This window comes from Longispora urticae (genome assembly GCF_053902585.1).
The window spans coordinates 134,694-150,241 of the sequence record NZ_JAQZSH010000002.1 but is presented as its reverse complement, the minus strand read 5'-3'; the positions used below and the strand labels follow the sequence as shown (position 1 = coordinate 150,241).

Annotated in this window: 14 protein-coding genes; 9 read left to right on the top strand and 5 right to left on the bottom strand. The window is 72.6% G+C overall.

All coding sequences use genetic code 11. The annotated features are described in order from the left end of the window. Positions 1-47 precede the first annotated feature (47 nt). Both PT931_RS00830 and PT931_RS00825 read left to right on the top strand, forming a co-directional pair. On the top strand, positions 48-587 hold the full coding sequence (locus PT931_RS00830) for a hypothetical protein (protein WP_456243785.1): 540 nt from the start codon (positions 48-50) through the stop codon (positions 585-587). Between the two features lie 15 nt (positions 588-602). Continuing rightward, complete coding sequence (locus PT931_RS00825; protein ID WP_456243784.1) at positions 603-1,121, top strand: hypothetical protein; 519 nt, start codon at positions 603-605, stop codon at positions 1,119-1,121. On the opposite strand, the gene PT931_RS00820 is transcribed toward PT931_RS00825, so the two are convergent. Beyond that, complete coding sequence (locus tag PT931_RS00820; protein ID WP_456243783.1) at positions 1,118-2,338, bottom strand: glycosyltransferase family 87 protein; 1,221 nt, start codon at positions 2,336-2,338, stop codon at positions 1,118-1,120. The two genes, PT931_RS00825 and PT931_RS00820, sit on opposite strands and share 4 nt — an antisense overlap. Positions 2,339-2,398: 60 nt before the next feature. On the opposite strand from PT931_RS00820, the gene moaC reads away from it, so the two are divergent. The 6 genes from moaC (at position 2,399) to PT931_RS00790 (ending at position 7,465) form a co-directional block, all read left to right on the top strand. Further along, complete coding sequence (gene moaC / locus PT931_RS00815; RefSeq protein WP_456243782.1) at positions 2,399-2,884, top strand: cyclic pyranopterin monophosphate synthase MoaC; 486 nt, start codon at positions 2,399-2,401, stop codon at positions 2,882-2,884. 221 nt (positions 2,885-3,105) lie between these two features. Then, positions 3,106-3,624 carry a MogA/MoaB family molybdenum cofactor biosynthesis protein gene (locus PT931_RS00810; RefSeq protein WP_456243905.1) on the top strand — a complete coding sequence of 173 codons (519 nt, stop codon included), beginning with the start codon at positions 3,106-3,108 and terminating at the stop codon, positions 3,622-3,624. After that, on the top strand, positions 3,624-4,805 hold the full coding sequence (locus PT931_RS00805) for a molybdopterin molybdotransferase MoeA (RefSeq protein WP_456243781.1): 1,182 nt from the start codon (positions 3,624-3,626) through the stop codon (positions 4,803-4,805). The genes PT931_RS00810 and PT931_RS00805 overlap by 1 nt, the downstream gene beginning before the upstream one ends. Then, the gene (locus PT931_RS00800) at positions 4,802-5,215 is read left to right on the top strand and encodes a molybdenum cofactor biosynthesis protein MoaE (protein WP_363729087.1); all 414 of its coding nucleotides are present in this window, start codon (positions 4,802-4,804) and stop codon (positions 5,213-5,215) included. Before PT931_RS00805 ends, PT931_RS00800 begins: the two co-directional genes overlap by 4 nt. Positions 5,216-5,261: 46 nt before the next feature. Beyond that, the gene (locus tag PT931_RS00795) at positions 5,262-6,029 is read left to right on the top strand and encodes a methyltransferase domain-containing protein (RefSeq protein ID WP_456243780.1); all 768 of its coding nucleotides are present in this window, start codon (positions 5,262-5,264) and stop codon (positions 6,027-6,029) included. A 245-nt stretch (positions 6,030-6,274) separates the two neighbouring features. Next, complete coding sequence (locus PT931_RS00790; protein WP_456243779.1) at positions 6,275-7,465, top strand: AAA family ATPase; 1,191 nt, start codon at positions 6,275-6,277, stop codon at positions 7,463-7,465. Here the strand turns inward: PT931_RS00790 and PT931_RS00785 are convergent. Beyond that, positions 7,462-8,019, bottom strand: coding sequence for a TetR/AcrR family transcriptional regulator (locus PT931_RS00785; protein ID WP_456243778.1), 558 nt, complete (start codon positions 8,017-8,019; stop codon positions 7,462-7,464). The genes PT931_RS00790 and PT931_RS00785 overlap by 4 nt on opposite strands. Before the next feature lie 93 nt (positions 8,020-8,112). Here PT931_RS00785 and PT931_RS00780 point away from each other — a divergent pair, with 93 nt between their 5' ends. After that, positions 8,113-9,246, top strand: a complete 1,134-nt coding sequence (locus tag PT931_RS00780) for an FAD-dependent oxidoreductase (protein WP_456243777.1) — start codon at positions 8,113-8,115, stop codon at positions 9,244-9,246. Between the two features lie 89 nt (positions 9,247-9,335). On the opposite strand, the gene PT931_RS00775 is transcribed toward PT931_RS00780, so the two are convergent. The 3 genes from PT931_RS00775 to PT931_RS00765 form a co-directional block, all read right to left on the bottom strand. Then, on the bottom strand, positions 9,336-10,217 hold the full coding sequence (locus PT931_RS00775; protein WP_456243776.1) for an LppU/SCO3897 family protein: 882 nt from the start codon (positions 10,215-10,217) through the stop codon (positions 9,336-9,338). A 17-nt stretch (positions 10,218-10,234) separates the two neighbouring features. Continuing rightward, the gene (locus PT931_RS00770; RefSeq protein ID WP_456243904.1) at positions 10,235-13,255 is read right to left on the bottom strand and encodes a UvrD-helicase domain-containing protein; all 3,021 of its coding nucleotides are present in this window, start codon (positions 13,253-13,255) and stop codon (positions 10,235-10,237) included. A 218-nt stretch (positions 13,256-13,473) separates the two neighbouring features. After that, on the bottom strand, positions 13,474-15,480 hold the full coding sequence (locus PT931_RS00765; RefSeq protein ID WP_456243775.1) for an endo-beta-N-acetylglucosaminidase: 2,007 nt from the start codon (positions 15,478-15,480) through the stop codon (positions 13,474-13,476). Positions 15,481-15,548 lie beyond the last annotated feature (68 nt).

Here is a 15,548-nt window from a genome sequence, read left to right as displayed (position 1 = left end):
CTTTCGTATCGTGGTGACACACAGCCACCCCGCCTGAGGAGAGCAAGATGAGCGAGTTCGACTTCGACCACGACGGTTCCGCCGACACCGGCATCACCGCCGAGTACTCCGACGGCCACACCGAGACCGCCGTCGACACCAACCACGACGGCTACGCGGACTACGCGGGCACCGACCACGACGGCGACGGCAACGACGAGGTCGGCTACACCCACCAGTACGGCGCGGGCCACGACCTCGACACCGCGACGATCGACCGCGACGACGACGGCGACGCCGACCAGCAGCTGGGCGACCGCAACCACGACGGCCGCTTCGACACCAACTCGCTCGACCGCAACGACGACCAGCGCGTCGACGCCGTCTACGCGGACGACAACTACGACGGCGTCGTGGACCACAGCACGCTGGACCGCAACTACGACGGCAACGCCGACTTCGACGCCAAGGACTACGACCAGGACGGTCAGGCGAACGTGACCACGACCGACTCGAACTTCGACGGGAACTACGACACCGTGCACTACGGTGACACCGAGACCAACCCGCTCGCCGGTCAGTCCCCGAACCCCTTCGCCAACAACTAGTTAGGAACCCTCACCATGAGCTACGACACCACTGTTGACGCTGACGGCGACGGCACCTGGGATGACCACACCATCGAGTCGGACGGCTCTGGTGGGTACAACATCCTGGTCGACCAGAACGGGGACGGTCAGACCGACTTCGTGGGCCACGACCACGACGGCGACGGCCTGATCGAGTCGGCCGAGTACGACAACGACTTCGACGGCAAGTTCGAGACCCACACCGGTGACACGAACGGGAACGGCTGGCAGGACCGTGAGGTCGCCGACCGCAACCACGACGGGAACACCGACCTCGCGGGTGTCGACACCAACGAGGACGGCACGTTCGACCACGTGGTGGCGGACAACAACTACAACGGCCGGGCCGACACCGTCTACGACGACAAGAACCTGGACGAGAAGTACGACTCGGTGAAGACGGACTCCGACGAGGACGGTCAGTGGAACACCACCACCGACGCGAACTACGACGGCAACTTCGACACCGTGCACTACGGGGACGCCAGCCAGAACCCGTACAACGCGGTCTAGGCCGGGTCGGGCTCCCTCACAGGACCGAGGGAGCCCAGGAACGGGATCCACAAGGCGTACGCGGCCGGGTACAGCAGGTAGCCGAACCGGGTCGCGGGCATCAGCAGCATGGCGGTCAGCAGTCCGGTGGCACACACCGCGGCTGCGGCCGCCGCTGTGCGTGGTGGCCGGCGGAGCAACCACCAGCCGAGCGCGCAGGCAGCGAGCCCGAGCAGGCCGAGGGCGATGTACCGGCCACCGGGCACGTTCTCGGTGATCAGGTGCCCGGGCAGCGGGCTCGCGGCCGGACTCTTCACCAGGCCGTGGCCCAGCGGGAACTTCAGCACGTTCTCCACGAACGCCCCGGGGTCGACGATCAGCGCGGGCAGCGCGGTCAGTACCGGGATCGCGATCATCGGCCCGGCGAGCTTCCCGATCCCCGCGCCCGTCGAGCGTCTCGTGAGCAGCCGGGCGATGAGGACGACGGCGGCGACCGGCCACGCGAAGAGTTTCAGGGCCGCCGCCAGGCCGAGCACGACGCCGGTGGCGGTGTCCCGGCCCCGGGCCAGGTAGGCGAGCCCGAGCAGGGTCAGCGCGAGCACCGGCAGGTCGTCGCCGCCGGTGGCGAGGGTCAGGGCCGCGACCGGTAGCACGGTGACCGCCTGGAGCGCCCGCACCCGCCCGCTCCTCGCGGCCTCCCCGGTGGCGGTGCGCAGCGCCAGGAACAGGCACACCGCGGTCGCCAGGGCGAAATACACCCGGGCATCGGTGTACCAGTGCGCGCCCAGCGCCGCCCGGGGCAGCCCGAACACCGCCATCGCCGGCTGGTACGGCGTGTAGCCCAGCAGCGGTTCGGGGAGGGCCGCGATGTCCGCCCGGCTCAGGAACGGGCTGCCGGTCTCCAGCATCCGGATGCCGGAGTTCTCGACGACGAGCACCTCCTCCTGGGCCCGGTCGAGCCGCCCGTCGGCGCGCTGCACCGCCTCGAAGACCAGGGGCAGCAGGCAGACCGCGCCCCAGGTGCCGAGGACGACGGCGCCCCGGCCGCCCCGGTTGCGGGTGACCAGTTGGACGAGGGCGGCGAGCGCGGCGACCGCGTACCCGATGGCGGCTATCGCCCCCCACGGGCGGTGCGCCGGGAGGTTGGAGCTGGCGGTGAGCCAGGCGAACCCCGCCGACAGCAGATAGAGCGCGAGGTCGACGGCGACGCCGCCACCTGCCCGGTTTGCCCGTCTCATCCAGTGCGCAGCCACGAGCCCAACCTAGCCGCTCGATCACCAACGGGCAGAATGGGCGGCATGAGCGCGAGCAGCGAACAAGGGTTGACGCACGTCGACGCCGCCGGGGCCGCCCGGATGGTGGACGTCTCCGCGAAGGACGTGACGGCCCGCAGCGCCACCGCCGTCGGGACGGTCATGACCACGGCGGAGGTGATCGGCCTGCTCCAGTCGGGCGGGCTGCCCAAGGGCGACGCGCTCGCCGTGGCCAGGCTGGCCGGCATCATGGGCGCGAAGAAGACGCCGGACCTCATCCCGCTCTGCCACCCGATCGCGCTGCACGGCGTCACGGTCGACCTGACGCCCGGCGCCGACCGGGTCGAGATCTCGGTGACGACCCGGACCGCCGACCGGACCGGGGTCGAGATGGAGGCCCTGACGGCCGTGGCCGCCGCCGGGCTCGCCCTGATCGACATGATCAAGGCCGTGGATCCGGCCGCTTCCATCGAGGGGGTACGGGTGACGCGCAAGCTGGGCGGCAAGACCGGCGAGTGGGTGCGGCCGTGACGGAGCAGCAGCCCTGGTCGACGCGGTCCACGCCGGCTGCCTCCTCGAAGGGCGGTGCGGCGCACGCGGGGTCGCACGAGCACCCCGGGGCCCACGAACACGCCGGGTCGCACGACCACGCCGGGGCGCACGAGCACGTCGGGCCGACGGAGCACATCGGGCCGACCGGCACCGCCCGGCACGCCCCGCAGCCGCACCCCGGGCCCGGGTTCTCGGACTTCATGCCGGGGGGCCCGGCCGGCTCCCCGGAGCCCGCGAAGGTCCCGCCGGGCAGTGCCGGGCGCGCCGTGGTCATCGTCGCCTCCAACCGGGCCGCCGCCGGCGTCTACGAGGACACCTCCGGCCCGATCCTCGTCGCCGGCCTGCGCGACCTCGGCTTCGAGGTGGACGTCCCCGTGGTGGTCCCCGACGGCGCGGCGGTCGGCGAGGCGATCCGCGCGGCCGTGTTCGACCACGCCGACGTGATCCTGACCAGCGGCGGTACGGGGATCAACCCCACCGACCGGACCCCGGACGAGACCCGCCCGCTGCTGGACTACCAGGTGCCGGGGATCGCGGAGGCCATCCGGGCGTACGCGAAGGTGCCGACGGCAGCGCTGTCGAGGGGCCTGGCCGGGGTGGCCGGTCGTACGCTGGTGGTGAACCTGCCCGGCTCGACCGGCGGCGCCCGCGACGGCCTGGCCGTGCTGGGTCCGCTGCTCGCCCACGCGGTGTCCCAGTTGAGCGGAGGCGACCACTGATGTTGACCTGGGCCGAGGCGCGCGCCGCCTGCCACGCCGCCGGGGCGGCCGTCCCGCCGGCCACCCAGAGCGTGCCGCTGGCCGTCGCCGATGGCCGCACGCTGGGCGAACCGCTGGTCACACTGACCGATCTGCCCGCCTTCCCGACCTCCAGCGTGGACGGTTGGGCGGGGCGCGGGCCGCAGCCGTGGCGGATCGTCGGCCGGGTGCTCGCCGGGGACGATCCGGCGCCGCTGGACGAGGACGGCACGTGCGTGGAGATCGCGACCGGGGCCTCGGTGCCCGACGGGGTGGCGGCGATCGTGCGGGTCGAGGATTCGAGCACCGACCAGGACGGGGTCCGTGGCCAGGCCCGGGCCATGCGGGACTGGCGGGACGCGGGCGAGGAGGCGGCGCGGGGCGAGGAGCTGCTGCCGGCCGGTACCCCTGTGACGCCCGGGGTCGTCGGTCTTGCCGCCTCCTGTGGCTACCACGCGCTGCCGGTCCGCCGGTCGGTGCGCGCCGAGCTGCTGGTCTTCGGGGACGAGCTGCTCACGGAGGGGCTGCCGGGCGCGGGTCGGGTCCGGGACGCGCTGGGGCCGCAGCTGCCGGCGTGGCTGGCCCGGTACGGCTGCGAGGTCGCCCCGGTCGGGCCCCCGGTCAAGGACACCCTCGACGCGCACGTCGAGGCGATCGAGGCGGCCCTGGCGCGCGCCGACCTGGTGTGCACCACGGGCGGCACGATGCACGGGCCGGTGGACCACCTGCACCCGGCGCTGGAGGCGCTCGGCGCGGAGTACGTGGTGAACACGGTCCGGGTGCGGCCCGGGTTCCCGATGCTGCTGGCCCGGCTGCCCGGGGGCAAGTTCCTCGGCGGGCTGCCCGGCAACCCGCAGTCGGCGGTGGTGGCGCTGGTCTCGCTGGTCGCGCCGCTGGTCGCGGGGCTGTCCGGCCGGGGCGCCGACCTGCCGAAGGTCACCCTGGGCTCCGACATTCCGGGCCGGGGCGACTACACCCACCTGGCCCTGGTCCGCCTCGACGCGGACGGGCTGGCCCACGCGCTGCCGCACGCCGGGTCCTCGATGCTGCGCGGCCTCGCCCGGGCCGTCGGGTTCGCGGTGATCCCGCCGGGGACGCACGGCGCGGCGGGTACGGTCGTCGAGCTGGCGCCGCTGCCCCTGTACCCGGGAGAGTTCGCATGATCCACACCGAGGTCACCGCGGAGCCGCTGGACATCGCGGCGCACGAGAAGTTCGTGGCGGACGCGCGGGCCGGGGCGGTCGTCACCTTCAAGGGCGTGGTGCGCGACCACGACCACGGCCGGCAGGTGGCGTCCCTGGAGTACGAGGGGCACCCGACCGCCGCCGCCATCCTCGCCGAGGTCGCCGCCGAACTGGCCGCCGACCCGAACGTGTACGCCGTCGCGGTCAGCCACCGGGTCGGCCCGCTGGAGATCGGCGACGTGGCCCTGGCCGCCGCCGTGTGCACCGCGCACCGGGCGGCCGCGTTCGAGGCGTGCGCGCGGCTGGTGGACGAGGTCAAGGCGCGGTTGCCGATCTGGAAGCGGCAGACCTTCACGGACGGTACCGAGGAATGGGTCAACTGCCCTTGATCTAAATCGATGGCCCCCGCGCGGTGACCGTGCGAATGTCCGGGTCATGGACTCCACCGCGCAGGAACACATGCACCGGCGGCGGGCCAACTTCGCCCGCCGCACCGCCGACTCGCACGCCGCGTTCTTCCTCCCGCACCTGCGGCCCGGCATGGCGCTGCTCGACCTGGGCTGCGGCCCCGGCTCGATCACCGTCTGGCTCGCCGCCGCCGTGGCCCCCGGCCCCACGACCGGGGTGGACCGCGATCCGGGGCTGCCGGACGGCGACCACGACATCACCCTCGTCCCGGCCGACGTGCACGACCTGCCGTTCCCCGACGCCAGCTTCGACGCGATCTTCGCCAGCGCGCTGCTCCAGCACGTCCCCGACCCGCTCGCCGTGCTGCGCGAGGCCCGCCGGGTGGCCCGGCCCGGCGCGGTGATCGGCCTGGTCGACGCCGACTGGGACGGGGAGCTGCTGCACCCGACCAGCCCCGTGCTCCAGCGGTCCTACGAGCTGATGCGCGAGATGCGGGCCGGGACCAGCCCGTTCGTGGGCAAGCAGCTGCGGTCGTTGCTGACCGAGGCGGGCTTCGAACGCTGCGAGGGGTACGCGCGGGCCACGCACCACGGCACGCCTGACGAGGTCCGGGGGATCGGGGAGTTCACGGCGAGCCTGTTCGGCTATCCGGCGTCGGCGCTGCGGATGGTGACCGAGGGGTCGGCGACCAGGGAGGAGATGGCGGAGATCCAGGAGGCATGGCGGGCCTGGGGGGAGGAGCCGGGGGCGTTCCTGGCCCGGTTCTGGTGCGAGGCGGTGGGCTGGGCGCCGTGACACCCCGTGCCGCATCCGGCCCCCGTGCCGCGCCAGACCTCCGCACCGGCCCCGTGCCGCACCGGCCCCGTGCCGCACCGGCCCCGTGCCGCACCGGCCCCGTGCCGCGCCGGCCCCATGCCGCCGCGCCAGGCCCCTAGCCGCCCTGCGCCCGGTGCGCCCCACAGCTCCCGGCAATGCCGCCGGGTATGACAGGTTCTACCGGCTTCTACCCCCGACGCTAGAGAGCTGGATATTCTCCGGGGATGGAGCCGATCCGGAATCCGTACGCCCCCGGCGCCGGCCAGCGCCCCCCGGAACTCGCCGGCCGCGACCGCGAACTCGACGCCTTCGAGATCGTCCTCGAACGGGTCGCCCGGGGCCGCCCCGAACGCAGCCTGATCCTCACCGGCCTGCGCGGCGTCGGCAAGACGGTCCTGCTCAACACCCTGCGCAGCCAGGCCATGGGCGCGCTCTGGGGCACGGGCAAGCTGGAGGCCCGCCCGGACCAGTCGCTGCGCCGGCCGTTGACCGCCGCCCTGCACATGGCCGTCCGCGAGCTCGCGCCCCGGCACCCGTCCCCGGCCCGGATCGACGAGTTCCTCGGCGTGCTGAAGGCGTTCGCGCTGAAGGTGAACGCGGCGGACACCAAGCTCAAGGACCGCTGGTCGCCGGGGATCGAGGTGCCGCCGACCCACGGGCGCGCCGACTCGGGGGACATCGAGATCGACCTGGTGGAGCTGTTCACGGCGGCGGCGGGGGTGGCCACGGACGTCGGTACCGGCATCGCGGTCTTCATCGACGAGTTGCAGGACCTGCCGGCGGCGGACGTCTCCGCCCTGTGCGCGGCGTGCCACGAGCTGTCCCAGACCGGCGCGCCGCTGATCGTGGTCGGGGCGGGGCTGCCGCACCTGCCGGCGGTGCTCTCGGCGAGCAAGTCCTATTCGGAGCGGCTCTTCCGTTATATGCGCATCGACCGGCTGGGTCGCGAGTCCGCCGACCTGGCGTTGACGTTGCCGGCGCGCCGGGAGGACGTGGAGTTCGAGGAGAAGGCGCTGATCGAGCTGTACGAGCGCTCCGGCGGCTATCCCTACTTCATCCAGGCCTACGGCAAGTCGGTCTGGGACCACGCCCCGCGCACCCCGGTCACGGTCGAGGACGTGCGGGTGGCCGCCCCGGAGGCGGAGGCGGAGCTGGCGGTGGGCTTCTTCGGCTCCCGGTACGACCGGGCGACGCCCGCCGAGCGCGAGTACATGCGGACGATGGCCGAGCTCGGGGACTCCGACGCGGTGCCGACGGCCGAGATCGCGCGCAGCCTGGGCCGGAAGCCGGCGAGCCTGTCCCCGGCGCGCGACGCGCTGATCAAGAAGGGCCTGATCTACTCGGGCGAACGCGGCACGGTGGCGTTCACGGTGCCGCACTTCGGCAGGTACCTGCGGAGTCAGCCCACCGCCTAGTCCCCCACGATGTAGCGCTGGAACGTCGGCCCCAGCCAGGTGACCACCTGCGCCCGGGTGAACCCGACGACGGGCGGCAGCCGCAGCACGTACCGGCACAGGGCCAGGCCGAGCGCCTGGGTCGCGACCAGCCCGGCCCGGGTCGCCGGATCGTCCGGGCACACGGCCGCGACGGCGGACCCGACCTGCCGGGCGAAGATCTCCCGCAGCCGGTCGAGGACGTCGGCGTTGCTGACCCCGGCGCGGAGCATCGCGACCAGGGCGTCGTCGTCCTCCCACCGGTCGAACAGGTGCCCGGCGAGGGTGTCGCCGATCGTGGCGCGGTCGAGGGCGGTCAGGTCGGGGAGCCGCAGGTCGAGCTGTGCGGCGACCGCGAACAGGCCCTCCTTGTTGCCGTAGTACCGCATCACCATGGCCGGGTCGATGCCCGCGTCGGCGGCGATGGCCCGGATGGTGGCCTTCTCGTAGCCGTCCGCCGCGAACCGTTCGCGGGCGGCGGCCAGGATCGCGGCCCGGGTGCGGTCGGAGCGCCGGCCGCCCGTCGCTTCAGTCATGTCAACGATTGTAGGCCAACGCGCGTTGACAATCCTGCGAGGGCGGGCCTACCGTCTAAGTCAACAGTCGTTGACCAAACTGGGGAGCCCCCGATGCTCAGCACAGATGTCCTCGTGGTCGGAGCCGGCCCCACCGGCCTCACCCTCGCCGCCGCCCTCGCCCAGCGCGGCGTCGACGTCACCGTGATCGACCAGCTGGCCGAGGGCGCCAACACCTCCCGGGCCGGCGTCGTGCACTCCCGCACCCTGGAGGTCCTCGACGACCTGGACGTGGCCCGGCGGCTCGTCGACGCGGGGCTGGCCGCGGACCGGTTCGTGCTGCGGGACCGGGACACGGTGCTGGTGGAGGTGCGGTTCGGGGGCCTGCCGACGAAGTACCCGCAGATGGTGTTCATTCCGCAGTTCCAGACCGAGGAGATCCTGCTCGCCCGGTTCACCGAGCTGGGCGGCACCGTGCTGCGGCCCCGCACCCTGGTCGCCCTCGACCCGGCGACCGGCGCGGCCACCCTGGACGACGGCACCGAGGTCCGGGCGCGGTGGATCGTCGGCGCCGACGGCATGCACAGCACGGTCCGCGAGCAGGCCGGGATCGGCTTCACCGGCGGCAGCTACCCGGCGTCGTTCTCCCTCGCGGACGTGCGGCTCCGGGGCCCGCTGCCCACCGCCGAGGCCGGGCTCTACTTCTCCCGGGACGGCATCCTGGTCACCGCCCCGCTGCCCGGCGGCACGGTCCGGGTCGTGGCCACCGTGGACGACGCGCCCGAACACCCCGACGCGGCCTACGTGCAGCGGCTGCTCGACACCCGGGGCCCCCGCGCCCACGGGCTGGTCGTGGAGGAGGTCACCTGGGGTTCGCGGTTCCGGGTGCACCACCGGGTGGCCGACACCTACCGGTCGGGCCGGGTGCTGCTCGCCGGGGACGCCGCGCACGTGCACAGCCCGGCCGGCGGCCAGGGCATGAACACCGGCATCCAGGACGCGGTGCCGCTCGCCGAGGCGCTGGCGGCCGTGCTCGGCGGGGCGCCGGAGTCGGTGCTGGACGAGTACGAGGCCCGTCGGCGGCCGGTCGCCGCCCAGGTGGTGGCGTTCACCGACCGGATGACCCGGATCGCGACCGTGCCGCGCGCGCTCCGGCCGGTGCGCAACCTGCTGATCAGGGGGCTGGCCCTGTTCCCGGGGTTCCGCCGGATGCTGGCGTGGCGGCTGTCGGGCCTGGTCTACCGCTAGACCGATCTAGCCCTCTCTACCAAAAATCCAAGATTCGAGGGGTACGAAAAAGCGGGCCCACCGGAGCGGGCCCGCTTCTCGATGCGGTGCTACGACGTGCGCGTCTTCAGGCACAGGGTGAAGCTGAGCGACTCGTACAGCGGGTTCTTGCTGGTGTAGCTCGTCGTGTAGCCCGGAACGCCGTCACACGCCTTCGCGTCGGCCTGGCCGGGGACGTTCTTCAGCACCTCGTACGTGCCCGCACCGCAGGCCACGATCGAGATGTCCGGGCTCTCGTTGGTGCCCGAGTTCTTGATGCACTTGCCCGGCGTGATCGCGCGGAGCGCGGTCGTCTTGTCCGGCGTCTTCGACACGCTCGGAGTCGGCGAGGGCGTCGGCGACGGGGTCGGAGAACTGCTCGGCGTCGGGGTCGGCGGCGTCGGGGTCTTCTTGTCCTTGTTGATCACGAAGTACGCGCCGCCGCCACAGGCCAGCAGGAGCACGAACGCGACCACGATGATCCCGACGATCAGGCCGGTCTTGCTCTTCTTCGGCGGCGGGGCCTGCGTCCACGGCTGCGGGTCGCTCCAGCCCTGCTGCGGCATGCCCGTCACCGGCGGACCCGACATGGGCGGCCCGGACATCGGCGGACCCGACATCGGCCGGCCCGGGTACTGCTGGGTCGGGTCGTACTGCGGCTGCCCGTACGGCGACTGCTGCTGGGGCTGGCCGTAGCCGGGCTGGGGCTGCTGCGGCTGCCCGTACCCCGGCTGGTTGTAGGGGTCCGGCTGCTGCTGGGGCTGCCCGTACGGGTCGCTCGGCGGGGGTGGCCCGTAGCCGGCCGCGCCCGGACCGTACGTCGGCGGCTGCTGGGGAGCACCCGGGCCGTACGGCGACGTGGGAGGTGCCGCGTACGGGTCGTTCGGCGGGGGCGGCGGACCATACGGCTGCTGCTGACCGGGATCCCCGGGCGGCGGCCCGTAGTTCGACATGGTTCTCCTTGAGGGGTCTAGAGCAGCCGCAACTGCTGGTCGCGGGGCTTTCGGCGGGAGACTCCGGCTCCCCGTCGGGCCAGGAGTGACGCATCGATCGCGGACAGGAACGGACTGGGCGGCAGCTCCCGCTCGGCCCCGTGCCGGTAACGCCGGGCCGCATGTGAGAGATACAGGCGGTCCTGTGCCCGGGTCAATCCTACGAAGAAGAGCCGGCGCTCCTCGGCCTCGTCGGATTCCTGACCCGGGAACCGCAGTGGGAGCAGGCCGTTCTCGCAGCCCACCATGAACACGACCGGGAACTCCAGCCCTTTCGCCGCGTGCAGCGTGAGAAGGGTCACCTGATCCGCGCGGGGGTCCAGGGCATCGACTTCTGCCCCGGTACGCAACTCGGTGAGTAGTTGGTCCAGATCGTCCCCGCAGCGGCGGGCCAGCGGGGCGAGCAGTTCGACGGCGGTGTGCACGTCGGCGGCCTCCAGCCCGGCCCCCGCGAGGGTGCCCGAACTGAGCCCGGCGGCCGCGGCCCGGATCCTGGCGGCCACCGTGCCGGCCAGGAACGGCAGCTCGCGGGCGATCGCCCGGACCCCGGCCCGGTCGGTGAGCCGGTTGTGCGAGCGCTTCTGCACCGGGATGCCGGCGCGCTCCAGGGCCGCTAGCAGGGGCTTGGCCTGCGCGTCCGTCCGGTACAACACGGCGATGTCGGAGAAGCCGACCTCCAGGGCGGTGTGCCCCGAGGCCCGGCCCGAGTCGATCGCGTGGTGCGAGGAGCCACCGACCAGCTCCTCGATGGTGCGCACCACGTGGTCGGCCTCGTCGGCCTCGCTGGACGCCGCGTACAGCCCGACGAGGGTCGGATCCGGGTCGCGGCGGGCCGGCTCCAGGATCCGGCCCTGCACGAGCGAGCCGGGCGCGATGGCCTGCACGGCGGCGGCCAGGATCGGGGCGGCCGAGCGGTAGTTGCGGGTCAGCCGGACCGTGCGCGCCTGGGGGAAGTCCTCGGCGAACCGGAGGAAGTACTTCACGTCGGCGCCGCGGAACGCGTAGATGGCCTGGTCGGGGTCGCCGATCGCGTACAGGTTGCCGTCGGGCGGGCACAACAGGGTCAGCAGCCTGTACTGCGCCTCGTCCACGTCCTGGTACTCGTCGACGAAGATCCACGGCCACCGCGCCTGGTACCGGTCCGCCAGGGCCGGATCCGCCGACAGCAGCTGGACGGGCAGGCTGATCAGGTCGTCCATGCTCACGAAGCCGTCGGGCACCTCCTCCTCGGAGGTGACCTGGAAGTCGGCGGCCAGGCCGAACCGGTCGTGGTGCTCGCGGAGGATCTGCATGCCGAGGCTGTGGAAGGTGCCGACGTTCAGCTCGGCGGCCCGGTCCGGCAGCAGGGCGTGCAGCCGTTCGGCCAGCTCGCCGGCCGCCCGCCGGGTGAACGTGATCGCCAGGCAGGAGGCGGGGGCGACGCCGAGCTCCGCCACCAGATACGCGATCCGGTGGGTCAGGGTCCGGGTCTTGCCGGTGCCCGGGCCGGCCACGATCAGCATCGCGCCCGTCGAGGCGGACGCGGCCACCCGCTGCATCGCGTCGAGCCGGTCCAGCAGGCCGGTGCCGACCTCCTCCATGCCGAGCAGCACGGGCTCCATCGGCTCGTGCGGCGACGGCGCGGGCAGGTCCTTGGGTTCCGGGCGTGGTTCGAGGTCGTAGTCGAACTCCGGCTCCGCGACGACCTTGGGCTTCTTCGGCCGCTTCGGCGCGGGCACCTTCTCGAACAGCCCGTCGAACAGGGTCGCCTCGGCGCGCAGCTCGGCGGGGTCGAAGAGCCGGATCGTGCCGTACTCCCCGTCGAAGCCGGACTCGCGTCGCACGTCGCCGCGCCGCAGCCGGTCGATGGCCTCGCCGAGCAGCTCGCCGCCGGCCTTCGCCACGTCCTCGATCGGGGTGCTGGTCAGGATCTCGAACTCCGGGCCCAGCTCCGCGACCAGCGCGTCGATCTTCCCGGCGACGGTCTTGGTCTTCGGGCCGACCCCGTTGAGCTCGCCGAGGATCTCCGGCAGCGGGATGATGCTGGTCGCGCGCGGGTCCGGCGTCGCGGGGCGGTCGGCCAGCGCCTCGATCCGGCTCAGCACGCCCACGGTCACCGGCTTTCCGCAGCCGGGGCATTTCCCGCCGAGTTTGATCGTCTCGCTCGGGGTGAGCACGACGTCGCAGTTACGGTGGCCGTCCGCGTGGTACTTCCCCTCCTCGGGGAAGAATTCCAGCGTGCCCTCGTAGCCCGACTTGGTGCGCAGCGCGTCGCGAATGGCGAAGTAGTCGAAAGGAGTGGAGAAGGCCGTGGCCTCGCGGCCGAGCATCGGCGGGGAATGCGCGTCGGAATTGCTGAGCATCGTGTAGCCGGACAGCGAGGACACGCGAGAGTTCATCTCGGGGTCGCTGGAGAGGCCGGTTTCCACGGCGAAAATATAGTCGGCCAGGTCAAGATAACAGTCCGCTATCGCATCGAAACCGGACTTCGAGCCCAGCGCGGAGAACCACGGCGTCCAGATGTGCGCGGGCACCAGATAGCCGTCCGGGCTGGCCTGGAGCACGATCTCCAGCAGGTCACGGGAGTCGAGGCCGATGATCGGCCGGCCGTCCGAGCCCAGGTTGCCGATCCGGCCGAGCGCGGTGTTGAACCGCTCGACAGCGGCAAGATCGGGAAGATAGATGAGATGGTGTACTTTGCGAGTCTTGTCGCCTCGCTTGTAGATCGTCGAGATCTCCACCGACAGCATGAAGCGGGTCTGACCGCGCAGATTCTTCGGCAGCCGCTGATTGACGCCGCTCGCGATGTCCGCCCGCAGGACATAGAGCCCCGGTTCGGCTTCGACCAGGTTGTCCTTCAGATGCGCGAACCAGGCCGGGTGGGTGAAATCTCCGGTACCGACGAGGCCGATGCCCTTGCGGCGCGCGTACCAGGCGAGGTTCTCGAGGTCGCAGTCCTTGCTGCAGGCACGGGAGTACTTCGAATGTATATGCAGGTCGGCGTAGAACCGGCCAGCCATTGTCGAGTCTCCCACGGCGACCCATCCTGACATGCCCGCCGCGGGGTACGGCAGCCGGCACGCCAGGAGCGCCGTTCGGAGTTGTTCGGGATCGGGACGGCGCGCCACGGGGGCCGGAGGGCCGGCCCGGGCGGAAGCAGCACGCGGGAGGGAAGGGCGGCCGGGCCGGGGCTGCCGCGGAGCCGGGAACACCACGCCCCCGGCTCCGCGCGGCAGGGTCAGAGCGCGAGGACTTCGATCTTGGTATCGGCGGGGATCGACGCCGCGTAGAAGGCCGTGCTGGTGGTGCGGCCCAGCCAGGTCCTGGCCCCCCGGCGGTCGACGGCGCGGACGTCGTAGCGGCCCGGGCCGCCCGACCAGGTGATCCGGTTGCCGTCGACCCGGACGCCGCGCACCGGGCGGGGCTCGCGGTCGGCCGCCTCCTCCAGGGCCAACCGGCCGATGTGGAGGTCGGTGGGGCCCGGGGTGCCGCTGATCCGGAGGGCGATCCGGATCAGGGTCCGGCCGTGGAAGCGCGACAAACCGGTATCCCGGGTGGTCCAGCGGTCACCGAACCGGCCGAGGGGGACCTCTACGTCGGTGTCGGGGGCGTCGAGGAACCGGAGAAGAGCACTGATCCGGAGATCGTCGCGGGCCGGCGCGTCGGGCACGGTGGCGTCGGCCGACGCGGTGTCGCCGCCGATGCCGGGCTCCGGCGCTCCACCCGTGCCACCCGTGCCGCCCGGCACCGTTGTCGCCCGGGTCGCCGTCGCGGTCAGGGAGATCCGGTTACCGGCGGTGAGCCGGACCCGGGTCGCGTACAGGTCGACGCGGGTCGGGGAGGCGAGCGTGCCGGTCAGCCGGAGGGACGAACCGCCCTCCCACACCTTCGCGTAGTCGTAACAGGCGGTCAGTGGCGAACCCGTGACCCGCCAGCGCCAGGTCGGCAGCACGTCCTGCGCGGTCAGGTTGTTCCACTCGCCGCGCTGCCACAGCCGGCCACCCGACGCCCAGAGCCGCCCGTGCCCGGTGTTGAACGTCGTCACGAACGGCGCCCGGGTCACCACCGCCGCCTCGGCGACCTTCGACGACACGCCCTTCCAGCCGTCCGCGTCGGCGGTCGAGGTGGCCGGGTCGCCGTCCGCGCCGACCCAGAACCGCTGCTCGCGGGCCTCGTACTGGGTCTTGTCGTCGATGCTGGTGAGGGTGAAGTCCGGCCGGTACAGGCCGATGGACAGCCCGTTGGGGTCCTTGGCGGGGAACACCGCGTCGAAGTCGAGCTGCACCTTGAACTGCCGCCACCCGGTGTCGACGCCGCAGAACAGCTGGCCGGGGTCGCGGCCCATCCCCCGGGCGTAGCCCGCCGAGGACGGCAGGTCCGGATAGTCCCAGCGGAAGTCGACGAACATGGTGTCGGAGGTGGCGAAGTACGGGGCGTTCAACTCGTCGAGCCGGCCCCGCCAGCCGATGTGCCCGGTGGTGTTCATGGCGTCGTACCAGATGACGGATGTTCGGGTCTTCAGCGCGACGACGAACAGCCGCATCTCCTCGGCGAGCGCCGGATCGGCCCCGTCGGTCTCCTGGTTGATGAACCAGCCCTCGAAGCCGAAGTAGCGGCTGATCCGGGCCAGGCCGTCGGCGACGGGGAACCTGCCGAGCGCGTCCCGCTGGAGGAACTGCCGGACCCAGTCGAGGTTGCCGCCGTAGACGTTCGGCGGGAAGAAGACGGTGCCGTGCACGGGTACGCCGTTGCGGTGCGCCGCGTCGGTGACCGTGGGGTTCGGGGCGAGGATCAGGCCCTCGCTCGCGGAGCCGCCCCAGAACACCAGGCTGTCGATGTACTGCCAGAACTCGCTGGTGTAGTAGTCGAACTGGGCGCTGCCCTGCGACGGGTTGCCGTCGGTGTTGCCGAACACGGACAGCGCGAGGATCCGCCGCCGGCGGGCCTCGGCGTTGGCGGTGGTGTGCCGGTCGATGATCCTGCTGGTCAGCGGGGTGGTGCTCCGGTTGAACCGGGCGTCGGGGTCGGTGTCGGGGGACCAGCCGGGGATGTCGGCGGGGAACCAGTTGGGCGCGAAGGGCTGGCCGGCAGGGGGAGGCGGGGTCGCCGTGGCCGCCGCGCCCGCCATGCCGGAGTGCGGGGCCGGGCCGCCGGGGGCCGCGGCGGCCGGGCCGGCTCCGACGGTGGCGCCCGCGGCCCCGACCGCGCCGGCGATGAGCAGGGTGCGACGACTGAGCGTTGGCACTGTCGACCTCCGAAGGGGGATTCGTCTGGTGTGGACGCCAGCATGACAACGTTGCCATCCCGAGGCAA

Coding starts and splice junctions, on each gene's coding strand:
- moaC (WP_456243782.1), top strand. CDS start 2,399: ATGAGCGCGAGCAGCGAACAAGGGTTGACGCACGTCGACGCCGCCGGG.
- PT931_RS00790 (WP_456243779.1), top strand. CDS start 6,275: ATGGAGCCGATCCGGAATCCGTACGCCCCCGGCGCCGGCCAGCGCCCC.
- PT931_RS00830 (WP_456243785.1), top strand. CDS start 48: ATGAGCGAGTTCGACTTCGACCACGACGGTTCCGCCGACACCGGCATC.
- PT931_RS00775 (WP_456243776.1), bottom strand. CDS start 10,217: ATGTCGAACTACGGGCCGCCGCCCGGGGATCCCGGTCAGCAGCAGCCG.
- PT931_RS00780 (WP_456243777.1), top strand. CDS start 8,113: ATGCTCAGCACAGATGTCCTCGTGGTCGGAGCCGGCCCCACCGGCCTC.
- PT931_RS00825 (WP_456243784.1), top strand. CDS start 603: ATGAGCTACGACACCACTGTTGACGCTGACGGCGACGGCACCTGGGAT.
- PT931_RS00820 (WP_456243783.1), bottom strand. CDS start 2,338: ATGAGACGGGCAAACCGGGCAGGTGGCGGCGTCGCCGTCGACCTCGCG.
- PT931_RS00810 (WP_456243905.1), top strand. CDS start 3,106: ATGCCGGGGGGCCCGGCCGGCTCCCCGGAGCCCGCGAAGGTCCCGCCG.
- PT931_RS00785 (WP_456243778.1), bottom strand. CDS start 8,019: ATGACTGAAGCGACGGGCGGCCGGCGCTCCGACCGCACCCGGGCCGCG.
- PT931_RS00800 (WP_363729087.1), top strand. CDS start 4,802: ATGATCCACACCGAGGTCACCGCGGAGCCGCTGGACATCGCGGCGCAC.
- PT931_RS00805 (WP_456243781.1), top strand. CDS start 3,624: ATGTTGACCTGGGCCGAGGCGCGCGCCGCCTGCCACGCCGCCGGGGCG.
- PT931_RS00770 (WP_456243904.1), bottom strand. CDS start 13,255: ATGGCTGGCCGGTTCTACGCCGACCTGCATATACATTCGAAGTACTCC.
- PT931_RS00795 (WP_456243780.1), top strand. CDS start 5,262: ATGGACTCCACCGCGCAGGAACACATGCACCGGCGGCGGGCCAACTTC.